The sequence below is a fragment of the Streptomyces ortus genome (assembly GCF_026341275.1).
Classification (GTDB): Bacteria; Actinomycetota; Actinomycetes; order Streptomycetales; family Streptomycetaceae; genus Streptomyces; species Streptomyces ortus.
On record NZ_JAIFZO010000002.1, the window covers coordinates 7,816,881 to 7,831,933 of the forward strand.

Annotated in this window: 13 protein-coding genes; 5 read left to right on the forward strand and 8 right to left on the reverse strand. The window is 72.4% G+C overall.

Annotated elements, in window-relative coordinates:
- Nucleotides 1-44: 44 nt before the first annotated feature.
- Nucleotides 45-3,269 (reverse strand): alpha-L-rhamnosidase, encoded by a 3,225-nt coding sequence (locus K3769_RS37245; protein WP_267030624.1) that lies wholly within the window; start codon nt 3,267-3,269, stop codon nt 45-47.
- Nucleotides 3,270-3,496: 227 nt separating this feature from the next.
- A complete protein-coding gene (locus tag K3769_RS37250; protein ID WP_267030625.1) occupies nt 3,497-4,018 on the reverse strand; it encodes a P-loop NTPase family protein in 522 nt (173 codons plus the stop codon).
- A 446-nt stretch (nt 4,019-4,464) separates the two neighbouring features.
- On the opposite strand from K3769_RS37250, the gene K3769_RS37255 reads away from it, so the two are divergent.
- Nucleotides 4,465-4,602, forward strand: coding sequence for a hypothetical protein (locus tag K3769_RS37255; RefSeq protein ID WP_267030626.1), 138 nt, complete (start codon nt 4,465-4,467; stop codon nt 4,600-4,602).
- Between the two features lie 96 nt (nt 4,603-4,698).
- Complete coding sequence (locus tag K3769_RS37260; RefSeq protein ID WP_267030627.1) at nt 4,699-4,926, forward strand: hypothetical protein; 228 nt, start codon at nt 4,699-4,701, stop codon at nt 4,924-4,926.
- A 423-nt stretch (nt 4,927-5,349) separates the two neighbouring features.
- Here the strand turns inward: K3769_RS37260 and K3769_RS37265 are convergent, their stop codons facing one another.
- The 5 genes from K3769_RS37265 to K3769_RS37285 all read right to left on the reverse strand — a co-directional run bounded on the left by K3769_RS37265 (nt 5,350) and on the right by K3769_RS37285 (nt 10,267).
- Complete coding sequence (locus K3769_RS37265; protein WP_267030628.1) at nt 5,350-6,465, reverse strand: ABC transporter ATP-binding protein; 1,116 nt, start codon at nt 6,463-6,465, stop codon at nt 5,350-5,352.
- Complete coding sequence (gene modB, locus K3769_RS37270; protein ID WP_267030629.1) at nt 6,462-7,334, reverse strand: molybdate ABC transporter permease subunit; 873 nt, start codon at nt 7,332-7,334, stop codon at nt 6,462-6,464. The genes K3769_RS37265 and modB overlap by 4 nt, the downstream gene beginning before the upstream one ends.
- Nucleotides 7,331-8,173, reverse strand: a complete 843-nt coding sequence (modA, locus tag K3769_RS37275) for a molybdate ABC transporter substrate-binding protein (protein ID WP_267030630.1) — start codon at nt 8,171-8,173, stop codon at nt 7,331-7,333. The genes modB and modA overlap by 4 nt, the downstream gene beginning before the upstream one ends.
- Before the next feature lie 235 nt (nt 8,174-8,408).
- Nucleotides 8,409-8,801 carry a TOBE domain-containing protein gene (locus K3769_RS37280; RefSeq protein ID WP_267030631.1) on the reverse strand — a complete coding sequence of 131 codons (393 nt, stop codon included), beginning with the start codon at nt 8,799-8,801 and terminating at the stop codon, nt 8,409-8,411.
- Nucleotides 8,802-8,878: 77 nt separating this feature from the next.
- A complete protein-coding gene (locus K3769_RS37285; RefSeq protein WP_267030632.1) occupies nt 8,879-10,267 on the reverse strand; it encodes a glycoside hydrolase family 43 protein in 1,389 nt (462 codons plus the stop codon).
- A 308-nt stretch (nt 10,268-10,575) separates the two neighbouring features.
- Between K3769_RS37285 and K3769_RS37290 the strand changes: the two genes are divergently transcribed.
- The 3 genes from K3769_RS37290 to K3769_RS37300 all read left to right on the forward strand — a co-directional run bounded on the left by K3769_RS37290 (nt 10,576) and on the right by K3769_RS37300 (nt 13,697).
- On the forward strand, nt 10,576-11,472 hold the full coding sequence (locus tag K3769_RS37290; protein ID WP_267030633.1) for an SDR family oxidoreductase: 897 nt from the start codon (nt 10,576-10,578) through the stop codon (nt 11,470-11,472).
- A 70-nt stretch (nt 11,473-11,542) separates the two neighbouring features.
- Nucleotides 11,543-12,019 carry an SRPBCC family protein gene (locus tag K3769_RS37295; RefSeq protein WP_267030634.1) on the forward strand — a complete coding sequence of 159 codons (477 nt, stop codon included), beginning with the start codon at nt 11,543-11,545 and terminating at the stop codon, nt 12,017-12,019.
- 43 nt (nt 12,020-12,062) lie between these two features.
- Nucleotides 12,063-13,697 (forward strand): phytoene desaturase family protein, encoded by a 1,635-nt coding sequence (locus tag K3769_RS37300; protein WP_267030635.1) that lies wholly within the window; start codon nt 12,063-12,065, stop codon nt 13,695-13,697.
- A 9-nt stretch (nt 13,698-13,706) separates the two neighbouring features.
- On the opposite strand, the gene K3769_RS37305 is transcribed toward K3769_RS37300, so the two are convergent.
- A complete protein-coding gene (locus K3769_RS37305) occupies nt 13,707-14,879 on the reverse strand; it encodes a PucR family transcriptional regulator (RefSeq protein WP_267030636.1) in 1,173 nt (390 codons plus the stop codon).
- Nucleotides 14,880-15,053: the final 174 nt, after the last annotated feature.

A 15,053-nucleotide genomic window follows, 5' to 3' on the forward strand; every position in this document is an offset into this window, starting at 1 on the left:
GGCGGCGTCCAGGGTGTGTTGGACGCCGCCGCGGGACCGCCGCGCTACGCGCTGAAGCGGTGGGTGCCGGAACCGACCCGGTACACCGCGCACCCGTCCTCACGGCGCAGGAACGTCGCGGCGGTGTGGGTGACCTCGTCCGGAGCGTCCGTCGGGATCCACACCTCGGCGGTGGTGTTGGGCGGCACGGAGCACGTCAGGGTGAACGTGCCGGACCGCTGCCGCCACTGCGTGGAGACGGGCCCGCGGACCGAGGCGAACGTGGCGCGGGCGGAGGTGACACCCCCGCCCGGCCGCGGCCGGACGACGATCTCGCGGTAGCCGGGCCGGCCCGCCGCGATACCGGCGATGTTCGTGTACATCCACTCGCCCACCGACCCGTAGGCGTAGTGGTTGAAGGAGTTCATGCCCGGGTCCTCGAAGCTGCCGTCGGGCCGGATGGAGTCCCAGTGCTCCCACATCGTGGTGGAGCCCTTGTCGATCTGATAGCCCCAGCTGGGATAGGAGCGCTGGGCGAGCAGCCGGTGGGCGACCTCGGTGTGCCCGGTCTCGGTCAGCACGGGCAGCAGCCGGGGCGTACCGAGGAAGCCCGTCGACAGATGCCAGTCCCTTGCCTCGATCAGCGCGACGAGCCGGTCGGCCGCCGCCGCCCGCAGCCCGTCCGGCAGCAGGTCCATCGACAGGGCGAGCACGTACGCCGTCTGTGTGTCGCCCTTCACCCGGCCCTCGGCGGTGACATAGGCCTTCTGGAACGCGGCCCGTACGCGCCCGAAGAGATCGGCGTAGGGGGCGGGATCCTTGCCGAGTTCCTTGGCCGTACGGGCCGCGAGGTCGGCGCTGTGGGCGAAGTAGGCGGTGGCGATGACGTCCCTGGGCGTCTCGTCCTCGACGTTCAGCCAGTCGCCGTACCCGGCGTCCGGCCGCAGCAGCCCGCTGCTGTTCTTCTCCAGGTACGTCAGCCAGGCCTGTACGGAGGACCAGGCGTCCGCCAGGACCTGCCGGTCGCCGTACGCCTGGTACAGCGCCCAGGGGACCGTGACGCCCGCGTCGCCCCAGCCCGCCACCCCGTTGCCGACCGTGCCCACCATGGGTGCCACGTCGGTGAAGGCGCCCTCCGCGGTCTGCCCGTCGCGCAGGTCGACCAGCCACTTGGTGAGGAACCGGGCGGACTCCATCGTGTAGGCGGCCGTCGGCGCGAAGACGTTGATGTCGCCCGTCCAGCCCAGGCGTTCGTCACGCGCGGGCGTGTCCGTCGGGACGGAGAGGAAGTTGCCGCGCTGCCCCCAGGTGATGTTGCTGTGCAGGGTGTTGAGCATCGGGACGTCGGTCTCGAAGTCGAAGGTGAAGGGCGCGGAGGTGTGCATCACCCGACCGGTGAGGTCTCCCGCCGTGGGAGTGCCCGGATACCCGGTCACCTCGACATAGCGGAACCCGTGGAAGGTGAACCGCGGCTCGTACGTCTCCCGCCCACCGCCCTTGAGCGTGTACGTGTCGGTCGCCGCGGCGGTCCGCAGGTTCGCGGTGTACAGGGTGCCGTCCGCGTTGAGCACCTCGGCATGCCTGAGCCGGACGGTCGTGCCCGCCGCTCCCGAGACCCGCAGCCGTACCGAACCCACCATGTTCTGGCCCAGGTCGAAGACGTACACACCCGGCTTGGGCCGGGTCACCTTCCGGACCGGCAGCTCCTTGGCCACCCGGACCGCGCCGTCCACCTGTGCCTCGATCCGAGGGGGAACGGCGTCCGCCGCGGTACGCACCGCGTCCAGCCAGGCCCCGTCGTCGAAGCCGGGCGAGGTCCAGCCGGCGGTCTCCTTGCGCGCGTCGTACGTCTCGCCGCTCAGCAGGTCGGCGGAGACGATCGGCCCGGACGCGGCCCGCCAGTCGCTGTCCGAGACGACGCTCTCGCGTGTCCCGTCGGTGTACTCGACCTCCAACTGGGCCAGCAGCGCCGGGCGTTCGCCGTACTGGTGCGGCCCGAACATACCGACGTTGCCCGCGTACCAGCCCGGTGCCACCCACGCGCCGATGGCGTTGGCCCCGGACCGTACGAGCGAGGTGACGTCGTAGGTCTGGTAGTGGACGCGCTCGCGGTAGTCGGTCCAGCCCGGCGCGAGCTGGTCGCGGCCCACGCGGCGGCCGTTGAGGTGGGCTTCGTAGACGCCGAGGGCCGTGGCGTACAGCCGGGCGCGCGCCACCTTCTTGCGCGGGAGCCGGAACTCGTGCCGCAGCTGGTTGGCCGCGTACGAGGCGGGGACGACCTTCCCCCACGGCCCGGCTCCCCACGCCGCCGCCTCCTTCGCCGCCGGCCAGGCGCCGTCGTCGAAGTCGGTGCCGCGCCAGCCTGCGGCGGGCTCCTTGTCGGTCGATCTCCAGGCGTCGTCGGTGACGATCCGCCGCTCTCCGGAGGCCGTGTGCAGGGTGAGGGTGGCGATCAGCCCAGCGGGCCCCTCGGACGCGTTGGTGGCCGAGACCGCGAGGACGTTCTTCCCCGTACGCAGCTGGGCGAGGACCTCGACGACGGCGGGGCGGCGCCAGCCGTCCTGGTCCGTCTCCAGATCGGTGCGGGCCACCTCGGTGCCGTTGACGGAGACGGTGTACACGTTGTCCGCGCTGATGGCCAGCGTCGCCGCCGTGACCGCGTCGGGCAGATCGAGGGTGCGGCGGAACCAACGGGTCACCGCCGGGACGCTGTTGGCCGGGTCGCCCTCGGGGAACCAGATCCAGGAGCCGCCTTCGAGCGTCGGCGCGTCGGTGAGGACCGGGGGAGCGGAGACCCACTTCGCGGACCACTGCGCGGCGTCCAGGAGTCCGGTCTCCCACCACGACGGCTCGCTCCAGTCCGAGGCGCCGCCGTCGGCGTCCCACACGCGCACCGACCAGTAGTACCGGGTGCGCGGCTTGAGCGGCGGGCCCGCGTACGGGACGAGGACGGACTCCTCGGACACGACCTTTCCGCTGTCCCAGACATCCGGCTCCGGCAGCCGCGCGGCACTGGAGGCCACGCGTATCCGGTAGCCGCTCTGCCGCGCGCCCGGCTTGTCCGAGGCCATCGGCCAGCTCAGCCGGGGGTGTGGGGCGTCGATGCCGAGGGGGTGTCGTACGTACTCGACGGTCGGCGCGGTGACGCGCAGGGCGCTGCGACGGGCGCCTGCCCCGGCCGGTGCGGTCGCGGAGGCGGGGGCGGCAAGGGCGGATCCGGTGCCGACGGCGTTCGCCGTGACGGCCATCGCCGCCGCCGTACCCGCCAGGATGTTCCTCCTGCTGATCACTGAGACTCCTCAGGCAGTAAGGACGTAGGGGTGAATCGATTCACTGCGGGTGAACGTAGGGGCGGGCGGGGCGAGGGTCAATGAGTGTGCAGCACATTCTTGACGGGACGTCGGATGCGGTCGTTGCTGGAGTGACCCTTGATCGGCCCGGGGCGCCGAGGATTGAACGGTTTCAATCGGTCGCGCCCGAGGCTGTTCCGCCGCTCCGGTCGGTGGGGAGGGGCGGTTCAGGCCACGGACGTCAGCCAGGCGGCCGTGTCGCCGGGGCGGGAGAACCGGAGCGTGTCGAGGGGCGCGAACCGCGGATCACGAGTCCGGCGCTCGATCTCCCGGCGCCGGCCCGCGTGTTGGGACCAGGCCCACCAGACCGGGTGCTCCCTGCTCAGCCAGCCCGCCCAGGTCTCCCGGTTGCCGCCGAAGATGCTCTCGCGGGTGACGGTGCGCCTGACGGAGCGGCGCAGGACCCGGGGCATGACCACGCGCTTGCCGTAGTCGAGCCACAGGACGGTGTCCGCGCGCTCCCAGAGCAGATCGCGGACTTCCGGATATCCGAGCGAGTCGACGATCCAGCGAGGTTCGGACGTGAGGCGTTCGACGTCTTCGACCAAGGTGTCGTTGGCAGCCCAGCCGGGACCGGCGAAATACAGCGCGTCCATCTCGTAGTAGGGCAGCTCCAGGCGCTCGCCCACCGCCCGGGCGAGCGTGGACTTACCCGCACCCGTGACACCCACCACCAAGATCCGCTGCACGGGCGCAGCCTATAGCGGGGCCGGATTCCGGCCGGACCGGGGTCCTGCGGGCGGGGATCGCCGGCTTGCGCACCGCGGCGGACCTGCCGGCGGGGCACCCGGCCTGCCGCGTATGCCGGGGCCGGATCTGCTGGAACGCGGGTGTGAAGGGCCCGGTCCGTTGGTGGGCCGCGGGTGGCTGCGAACCACCCCGTGCCTCCGCCGCGGGCAGTTGTCCAGGACGCGGATCGCCCATCCAAACCACTCCGCGTACCGCGCCCTTTCGTTCTCCGGGCGCCGATAGGATCTAATGGGCAGTAGCGCGCGAGGTAGCAGGTACCGATGCTCATCGGTCGACAGCTCCGCCTCTGATCCGCGCGACTCCCGACTCCGGATGGTTTTGGATGCCTGCCTCTTCGCATCGCGACCCTGCACGTCCCGTTCAGGACGCGGCGGCTTCGTCTGCCGTGCCCCAGCACCACGGTCTTTTCCTCCAGCCGCAGTACACCATCGAGCTGCCGGAACTGGACGAGGACGAGGACACCTTCTCGCCGCCTCCGCCCCCGCTGGCCCAGCGGCGACGGGGGGCACCGCGGGCCCGCTGACGCTCCCGCCGCCCGTCCCGCCGCGCGCCGTGACCGGCGACGCGCGTGCCCGGACCGGGCGGCCTCGACCTGAGGGGGAGAGACACCCTGGATCCCGTGCAACGCCCACTGATCGTGGTGCACAGGCCCACCGCGAGCGGCGGCCGACGTGTGAGCGTGCACCGGGACGGCGGGGCCGAGATCCTGGGTCTGGCCCACTCCGACCAGGATCTGATCGCGCTCCTGGCGGCTGCCGGACTGTCCTCCCCGGCCGAGCTGCTGGACGATCCGGGCTGGGTGGAATGGCGCGGCGGGCGACCGCACGACTGGGGCTCCGCGCCCTAGGGTCTGTCTGACAATTCCCGTCTGCCGCGCGGCGCCATGCACGCACTCTCGCCGCACCGGGCGCAGAGCCAAGTACGTCCAGTACGAGGCTCTACGCCCGGCACACCGAGAGCACGCACCTGACGCCGCGCAGCCGCCCTACGGGCGACGACGGGAATTGTCAGACAGACCCTAGGGCGCGGTTGCCCGCGGACAACCGGCTCAGCGCCGACCCTGCACACCGCTCCGACCGTCTACACCGCTCCACCCCTCTGCAGAGCGGAGCCGGGCAGCATCTCCGAGGAACGCCTCAAGGCCCTCGCCGGCCCGGCAACCGCCCAGGCCTGCCCCGGGGGCACCCCGGCTCCCACGACCGGACCCGCCGCCGGTCGATGCTGAGTCATCCACACGAGCAGCGTGGGCCGCGTGTGCCGCGTAAGCCGTTCAGACCGGATACGCGTGGGTCTGCGTGGCCTTTACCGCCGCCCAGACCGCCGCCCCCGGATGCAGGTCGAGTTCCGCGGCGGCGACCGTGGTCAGGTCCGCGGCGAGCGGCAGCGCGCCGGTGAGGTCCGCGCGGATCTGGTCGCCGTGGGTCTCCAGACCCGCGACCTCGCAGGCCCACAGGTTCCGGGCGCTGACCCCGGTGGGACGATCCCGGTAGAGGGTCACCGAGCTGGGCGGGAACGCCACGAAGACCGGGCCGCGCAGGGCCTCCGTGGTGGTGATGGACGGACCGGCGTCGAGGCGGACCGCATGCCCGTCCGCCTCGCCCCGGTAGAGGTTCAGACCGACCAGCTGGGCGATGTAGTCGGTACGGGGACGCCGGGCGATGTCGGCCGGGGCGCCCTCCTGGACGACCCGGCCGTCCTCGACCACGACCAGCCGGTCGGCCAGCACCATCGCGTCCAGCGGATCGTGCGTGACCAGCACGGCGACCGCCTCGAAGTCGGCCAGATGGCGGCGCAGCTGGGCCCGTACCTCCAGACGTGTCCGGGCGTCCAGGGCGGCCAGTGGCTCGTCGAGCAGGAGCAGCCGGGGGCGGGTGGCCAGCGCACGGGCCAGGGCGACCCGCTGGGCCTGGCCACCGGAGAGCCGGCGCGGCTTGGCGCCGACGTGCTCCGTGAGCCCCAGCCGGCCCAGCCACTCGGCGGCCCGCGCCCGTGCCTCCGCCTTGCTCGCGCCCTGGCAGCGCGGTCCGAACGCCACGTTGTCCAGGGCGGTGAGGTGGGGGAAAAGCAGGTAGTCCTGGAAGACGACGCCGACCGGGCGGCCCTCCGGCGGCGTACGCTCCAACGCCGTGCCGTCCAGCCGCAGGCGGCCCCCGGCGGTGAGCGGTGTCAGACCGGCGAGGGCGCGCAGGGCGGTGGTCTTGCCCGCGCCGTTCGGGCCGAGCAGGGCGACGACCTCGCCGGGCGCGACACGCAGCGCCACATCGAGGCGGAAGGTGCCGCGCTCGACGACGAGACGCGCGTCGAGGCCGGCGTCGGCGCCATAGGCGCCGGCTCGGACGCCGTGGGGGGCGTCGGCGGCTTCGGCGGCGTGACGGGGTTCGGTCATCGTGCCGTCATCCATCGGTCGCGCAGGCCCGCCAGCACCGCGACGGACACGGCCAGCAGGACCAGACTGAGGGCGATGGCGGCCTCCGGGTCGCTCTGCAGGGCCAGATAGACGGCCAGCGGCATGGTCTGCGTACGGCCGGGGAAGTTGCCCGCGAAGGTGATCGTCGCACCGAACTCGCCGAGCGCCCGCGCCCACGCGAGGACCGCGCCCGCCGCGATACCGGGCGCGATCAGTGGGAGCGTGACCCGGCGGAACGCCGTGAAGCGGGAGGCGCCCAGCGTCGCGGCGGCCTCCTCGTAGCGCGGGTCGGCGGCGCGCAGCGTCCCCTCGACGCTGATGACGAGGAACGGCATGGCGACGAACGCCTCGGCGATGACGACCCCCGTGGTGGTGAAGGGGAGCGTGATCCCGAACGAGGAGTCGAGCCACTTGCCGACGATGCCGTTGCGGCCGAGCGCCACCAGCAGGGCCACACCGCCGACGACCGGCGGCAGGACGAGCGGCAGGGTGACGAGGGCCCGTACGAGGCCGCGGCCGGGGAACTCGACACGGGCCAGCAGCCAGGCCAGCGGCACGCCGATGACCAGGCTCACCGCGGTCGCCGCCGTGGCGCAGACCAGGGACAGCCGGAGCGCCTGCCACACCTCGGCGCTGGTCAGCAGGTCGGGCAGGCTCCGCCAGGGGGCGCGTACGAGCAGGGCGATCAGGGGGACGACCAGGAACGCCAGGCCGATCAGCGCGGGCACCAGCAGCGGCAGGGGCACGCCTCGGCCACCGGTACCCTCGCCGGTCCGGACGCGCCGGCGCCGCGGCCCGCCCCGGAGGGTGTCGGTCGCGGCGCCGGACTTGTCGACGGGGAGGGTCACGGCTTGAGGAACCCCGCCCCGGTCAGGACCCGCCGGCCCTCGGCGGACCGCACCAGCGCGATGAACGCCTTGGCGCCCTCCGTGTTCTGCGCGTCCTTGAGGGTGGCGATCGGGTAGTCGTTGACGGCGTCGGCCGACTCGGGGAACTCCACGCCCTCCACCTTGTCACCCGCCGCGTGCACATCGGTCTTGTAGACGACCGCCGCGTCGGCCTCCTTCAGCTGGACCTTCGTCAGAGCCGCCTTGACGTCCTGCTCGTAGGAGACCGCGGTGAGCTTCAGCCCGGCCGCGTCGAGGGCCTTCTGGGCGGCGGTGCCGCAGGGCACCTCCTTGTCGCACAGCACGACCTTGAGGCCCGAACCGGTGAGGTCCTTGAGGGAGGCGATCTTGTCGGGGTTGCCCGGCAGGGTGGCGATCTCCAGCTGGTTGCGCGCGAAGGTGGCGGGCGTCCCGGACGCGTCCCCGGCGTCCGTGACGATCTTCATCGTCTTGGGGCTGGCGGAGGCGAACACGTCCGCCGGGGCGCCGCCCGTGATGCTCGCGGCCAGTGAGTCGCTGCCCCCGAAGCTGAAGGTGACCTTCGTGCCGGGGTGCTCCTTCTCGAACCGCTCGCCCAGCGTAGTGAAGCTCTCCTTCAGGGAGGCCGCGGCGAACACGGTCACCGTGCCGGACACCCCGGACACCCCGGACACCCCGGACACCCCGGACGCGTCGGACGCGTCGGACGTGTCGTCGTCGGACGACGAGCAGGCGCTCAGCGCCAGCAGGGCGGCGGCGCCCGCACCGGCCGCCCGAAGGGTCCTGCGGGTCCTACGGGTCCGGCGTGCGGTACGGGTCATCACGGGTCCACTCCCTCTGGTCCTCACGGACCCCATCGTCAGTCGCGGTCCTGACGGACCGTCCGCGGTCGTCCGACGACCACGTCGATGATACTGCCGCAGATGCGAGGGAAAAGTTTACTGTCGCTTCGCACAAGCTGGGGCAGGGGCGTGGATGGCTTGCATGTGCGTTCGTATGGAGGTCGCGTGTTCTTGGGTTGTCCGGGGCCCGGAAGGTGCTGCCCGTGTGCCGTCGTCACGTCCGGTCGACATGTACATTCGTCGACTTGACCCGGGCGGTGGCCTCCACCCCCACTTCGAGGCCCAGCTCCTCCACGGCCTCCCGCGTCAGCAGCGACACCAGCCGGTGCGGTCCTGCCTGGATCTCCACCTGGGCGGCCACGTCGCCGAGCTTCACCGCCGTGACGATGCCGGGGAAGGCGTTGCGGACGGAGGTGTACGAGACGTCCTCCTCGCCGTCGCTCCTGGCGAGCTCGACGGAGAAGGCGGCCAGGTCCTTGCCGTCGATGACGCGCCGCCCGCCCTCGTCCCGGTGCGTGACCATCCGGCCCGCGTCCGCCCAGCGACGCGCGGTGTCCGGGCTCACCCCGAGCAGACGCGCCGCCTGGCCGATCGTGTATGACTGCATACGCGCCAAGATAGGCGATCACCGACGCGCGGTACGCGAGTGCTCCCCGGGCGTCAGTACGCGAGTGCTCCCGGGCGTCAGTACCCGACGCGGAACGTCGCGTCCCGCTGTTCCGCGGCCGTCGACACCGGATCGATGCGCAGTACGTAGTTCGAGTGGCGGATGTAACGGGTGGGGTTGTTGTACGAGCGGAACGACGCCCAGGAGGAGTCGGCGAGACCGGCCGTACGGTGGAAGGTCGCGTCGCCCGCGAACGTCGGCGTGCCGTCGCTGACGTCGAGTCGCAGCGCGTAGTTGTAGTGCCGCAGATAGCGGGTGGGGTAGTTCACCGACTGGAAGGAGACCCCGGAGCCGTCGGCCAGGCCCGGGACGAGCTTCCACTGGGAGTCGGTGTACGGGTCGAAGGGGTAGGGGTCGATGCGGGCGGCGTAGTCGGCGTGGCGGACGTAACGGTCCGGGTAGTTGTACGACTTGAGCCGGTTCCAGGCCGGGGCACCCCACTTGGCGAGCAGGTTGTCGTACTCGGTCGTGGTGATCGTCGCTATGCCGCAGTGCTTGGAGTTGACCGGCTGCGTGTAGGTCTTCTGGTCGAGCGCGGTCCAGGTGCCGGAGGCCAGGTTGCTGGACTGCCAGGCGTAGAAGACGCCGTTCGGAGTGTAGGTGTCTCCCCAGAGGTACCAGTTCGCCGAGGTCAGTGACTTGACCACGGTCGGGGCCTCGGTGCCGCCGTGCGCGACACCCGCGCTGAACTCCGTGAAGCTGCCCGGATCGAGGGAGGTGGACCTGGCCGCCACCAGCGTCTGGTTCTTCTTGAAGAAGAGGTAGTTGTAGCCGCTCACCCCGACGGCCATGTCTCCGTCGATGACGTCGTAACCGGGGTCGAAGAACATCTGCGGGGCCGACGCGGTGACGAAGTCGCTGGTGTAGTTCACCATGATCACGTTGTGGCCGCTCGAGTCGACCGAGGAGTAGATGACCGCGTACTGGCCCCGGCCGGCGTCCCAGAACGCCTCGGGCGCCCAGCTGTGCGTGGTCATGTCGTGCAGCCTGAGCCGGCGGTAACCGGTGAAGGTGCGCAGGTCGGCGGAGTCCCAGACGTGGATGTACTGGCTGTTGTAGCTCCAGTCGGTGCCCTTGAGGTCGGTGGCGATGACGACGAAGGTGCCGTCCCGCTTGCGCAGCAGGAACGGGTCGCGCAGACCGAGGGCGCCCGCCGTGGGGGTGACCAGAGGGCCGTTCTGGTTGAGCGGCGTCCAGTTGAGCGCGTCGGTGCTGACGGCGAGATGCAGCCCGTAGTCGGTGCCGAGGCCGAGGCTGGTCGACTCGGTGAAGTAGCACATCACGTACGCCGAGTCCGCCGCGTGGGCGGTGCCGGCGCCGAGGGTCAGCACACCGGACGCGGCCAGGGGAGTGGCGGCGGCCATGCCGAGGAAGAGGCGCCGGGACGGCTTGGGTCGTGCGCTCATCGTGGTCTCCAAACGGGTGCGGGCGTGACGAAGAGCCCCGGCGGATGCCGTGGGTCGGTATTTCGAACGCGGTTCGGGAGATCGATCAGAAATTAGAGTGCGGCCCGAGGCGCGTCAATGACTCCGACGAGGCCGGTGTGGCCGGTGAGGTACGCGGGCGGTGCCCACCGACTCGTGGTCGGATGGGAACCGGACGCCCCGACCGCGCATCCGGGTCCGGCCGTCACCGGGAAATAACCCCGTCGGCTCGGGGAGGAACGGATCCCGGCACATCGGGGACGACCCGCGCCCGGCACGAAGGGAGACCCGTGAAACACGACCCGTTGCGTGACCGCACGGTGGTGGTCACCGGAGCCGCCCGCGGCCTCGGCGCCGCCCTGGCACGGGACCTGTCCCGCCGAGGGGCCCGCCTCGCCCTCCTGGGGCACGAGAAACCGGCGCTGGAGGCCCTGGCGGCCGAACTGCCCGCCCCGGCCGCGGCCTGGGAGGTCGACATCACCGACGACACCGGTATGGCCGACGCCGCACGCGGCGTGCGCGCGACGCTCGGCAAGCCCTCGGTGGTGATCGCCAACGCGGGCATCGCCGAGGGCGGCCCCTTCGCCGAATCGGACGCGGCGTCCTGGCGCCGGGTGATCGACGTCAATCTCACCGGCAGCGCGATCACCGCGCGCGCCTTCCTGCCGGACCTGGTGGACACGGCGGGTTATCACCTCCAGGTCGCCTCACTGGCCTCGATCGGCGCCTCGCCGATGATGAGCGCCTACTGCGCCTCCAAGGCGGGGGTGGAGGCCTTCGCCCACTCGCTGCGGGCCGAGGTGGCGCATCAGGGGGTCGCGGTCGGTATCGCCTACCTCAACTGGACCGACACCGACATGATCCGTGACGCGGACCGGCACGCCGTGCTGCGCGAACTGCGGGGCCACATGCCGCCCCCGGCCCGCCGCGTCTATCCGGTGGAGCACGTCGCGGCCCGTCTCGCGCGGGCCGTCGAGCGCCGCCGCACCTCGGTGTACGTGCCCGGCTGGCTGGTCGCCGCCCAGCTGGGCCGGGCCGCGCTGCCGCCGGTCGTGCTGCGCGTGTCACGCCGGGCGCTGCCCCGGCTGGCGGCCCGGGAGCCCTTCCGCCCCACCGGCCTGCTCGGCGCGGGCGGCCGGGCCGACGGCCCCGACGGCAGCGGCAGCGGTGGGCCGCCACTCGGTTGAACTCCGGATGCCGGGGGACTCGGCACCGATCACTCCGCTACCGAACGGGTGCGACACGAGGGAGGCAGAGGTGGCCGTACGCCACAGGCTCATCAAGAAGAGTCCGAGCGAGGTGTGGGCCGTCCTGGCCGACGGCACCCGGTACGCGGACTGGGTCGTGGGGACCGCGTCCTCGTACCCCGTGCGCGGCCAGTGGCCGCAGGTGCACTCCGCGATCGGCTACGAGGTGAAGGCCGGGCTCTGGACCCTGAGCAACGAGTCGGTCGTACGGGCGTGCGTCGAGGAGCGCGAGCTGGAACTGGAGGCGATCGCCGGCCCGCTCGGCACGGCCCGCGTCGCCATCGAGCTGCGGCCCTGGGGCGAGTACACACTGGTGATCATCGACGAGCATCCGCTGCAGGGGGCCGGTGGCACCCTGCACAACGTGGCCGTGGAGGGAATCATCCAGCTACGGCACCGGGCCATGCTCAAGCGGCTCGCCGAGGTGTGCGAGGGCGACGGGCAGTCCGGGTCCCGGCCCGCCCGCACGGAGCCGAGGCCGGCATGACGGGCGTCCTGCGTACGACACGTCAGCGGGACGGGAGGCGGCCATGCCGGACGCGGTAGTCATCGGAGCCGGCCCGAACGGGCTCGTCGCCGCCAACCTGCTGGCCGACGAGGGCTGGAGCGTCGAAGTCCTGGAGGAACAGGACGAGCCAGGCGGCGGGGTCCGGCACGACCACGGGGTCGACCCGGACTTCGCGAACGACCTCTTCAGCTCGTTCTACCCCCTCGCCGCCGCCTCGCCGGTCCTCGCCGGACTCCACCTGGAGCGGTACGGGCTGCGCTGGAGCCATGCCCCCCGCGTCCTGGCCCACCCGCTGTCCGACGGCCGGTGCGCCGTGCTCGGACGCGACCTCGACGACACCGCCGCGTCCCTGGACGTCTTCGCCGACGGTGACGGCGACGCCTGGCGGGAGCTGCACCGCGTCTGGGACCGGCTCCGCCCCGACCTGCTGGAAGCGCTGTTCACGCCCTTCCCGCCGGTCCGCGCGGGCGCCCGCCTGGCCCTGCGCCTGCGGACCGCCGGCGGGCTGCGGCTGGCCCGGTCGATGGTGCTGCCGGTACGGCGTCTCGGCGAGGAGGAGTTCCGCGGTGAGGGCGGCAGGCTGCTGCTGGCGGGCAACGCCCTCCACGCCGACCTGGCCCCCGAGGCCGCGGGAAGCGGCGGCTTCGGCTGGCTGATGTCGATGCTGGGCCAGACCTACGGATTTCCCGTCCCCGTCGGTGGTTCGGGCGCCCTCATCCGGGCGCTGACCCGGCGGCTGGAGGAGCGCGGCGGGGTCCTGCGGTGCGGCGAGCGCGTGAACCGCGTCGTCGTCCGGGAGGGCCGGGCGGTGGCGGTGCGCACGGCCGGTGGCGAGACGGTGTCCGCCGCCCGGGCCGTCCTCGCGGACGTGTCCGCTCCCGCGCTGTACGGCGAGCTGGTCGACAGCGCCGACCTCCCTCCGCAGGTACTGGCCGATCTGCGCCGCTTCCAGTGGGACTTCGCCACCTTCAAGGTCGACTGGGCCCTCGACGGCCGGGTGCCGTGGCAGGCACCCGAGGCCGCGGGGGCGGGAACCGTGCACCTGGCGGACGGCGTCGACGAGCTGACCCGCTTCGCGGCACAGGTCGCCATGGGACAGGTACCGGACCGGCCGTTCGCGCTGTTCGGACAGATGACGACCGCCGACCCCACCCGCTCGCCCGAGGGCACCGAGTCGGCCTGGGCGTACACCCATGTCCCGCACCGCATCAAGGGCGACGCGGGCGACGACGGACTGACCGGGAGCTGGGACGCCAAGGAGCAGGAGCTGATGGCCGACCGGGTGGAGCGGCAGGTCGAGCGCTTCGCGCCGGGCTTCCGTTCGCTGATCCGGGCCCGGCGCGTGCTGGCACCGCCCACCCTCCAGGCACTCAACGCCAATCTCCACGGCGGTGCCATCAACGGCGGCACCACGGCCCTGCACCAGCAGCTCGTGTTCCGGCCCGTCCCGGGCACCGGACGCCCGGAGACACCGGTCAAGGGCCTCTACCTGGCGTCGGCCTCCGCACACCCGGGAGGCGGGGTGCACGGCGCCCCCGGCTCCAACGCCGCCCGGGCCGCCCTGCGCAGGAACCTCCCGAACGGCCTGACCCGTGCCCAGCGGCTGCTGGCCCGCCGCGACCGCAAGGGGGACCGCAGGCCCGAACTCGGCAGCTGAACACGGTGGTTACAGCGGCTTCGGGTCCCGCCGGAGCCAGGTGGTCAGGGCCCACCGCCAGTGCAGGGTGCTCAGCGGTTCGGCGAGAGGTCCGGACGCCAGGTCGGTCAGCGGGTGCCCGGTGATCTGCTGGAGGCGGCCGAGCCGGTAGCGGACGGTGTTGGGGTGGGTGAACAGGGCCGTCGCGCTCTGGTCGAGACGGCGGCCGTTGTCGAGGAACGTCAGCGCGGTGACGGCGAGTTGGCGGTGGAAGGCGTCCGACTCGTCGAGGGCGCCGAGCAGCCGGGCGCTCAGGTGCGTGCCCAGCAGCGGCTGGTCGTCGAGGGCGATCTCGGCGGCGAAGTCGGTCAGTTCGTACAGGCCCTGACGCCCCTGCCGCGCACCGATGTCCACGGCCCGGACGCAGAGCCGGTACAGCGGGCGGATCTCCTCCAGCGGAGCGGCGGGTGAGACCACGACCAGGGCCGACGACCCCGCCTCCCCGATCCCGGGCATCCGTCGGCACAGGCCGGCCGGCCGCCCCTCGATCAGGCCCGACACCGCGCCGAGTCCGGTGAGTCGGTCCGTGAGGAGGCGCGCCGCCGCGGGGTCGCCCGCGTCCGCGACGACACAGTGGTGGGGGCCGCCGCCCGGCCGCATCCCGGCCCCGGCCATCTCCAGCGGCGACGGTACGACTCCGCCGACCAGCAGCCTGCGGAGGACGTGTGTGCGGACCTCGGTGCTCTCGTGCGGGGTGGTCCGCTCGGCGGCCCGGTAGCCGTTGATCACATGGCGCTCGATCGCGTCGCCGTACTCGTTGAGCCGCAGGACGACGCCGAGCAGCGTGCTGTCCGGCACGCCCGCCGCCCGGCAGCGCTCGACGGTGATCTCCAGCGCGCGGCCCAGCCCGGCCTGGACCCCTCGCAGCACCGCGGTCATCGCGACGCCCTGGCCCGCCCGGTCCGCCCCCAGTAACAGGGCGGCCGTGAAGTCCTGTTGCTCGACCCCGTCGAAGGTGGCGAACCACTCACCGGCGGCGCGGATCATGGCGGTGACATGGGAGCGGCTCTCCGCCTCGGTGAGCCGGGCGACTTCGGGGGAGTGGGCCCGGGCCGCGCGGACGAGTTCGCCGCACACGTCGTCGTCGACGGCCATCGTCCGCAGGATCTCGATGACCGGTTCACGCTCGTGGACGACAGTCATGCGTGGATTCTCCCTCCGCGATCCGCCAGCGATCCACCCGTGAGTCGGCCGCGCTGTCGCCGGGCCACAACGAAGCCGTCCGCACGTTGGTGTCCGGCCACTACCACATCGCTGTGACGAACTGGTTCCCTGTGGGCTACCGACGGTAACAGTGCAGCCGCCCCAGGAACATCC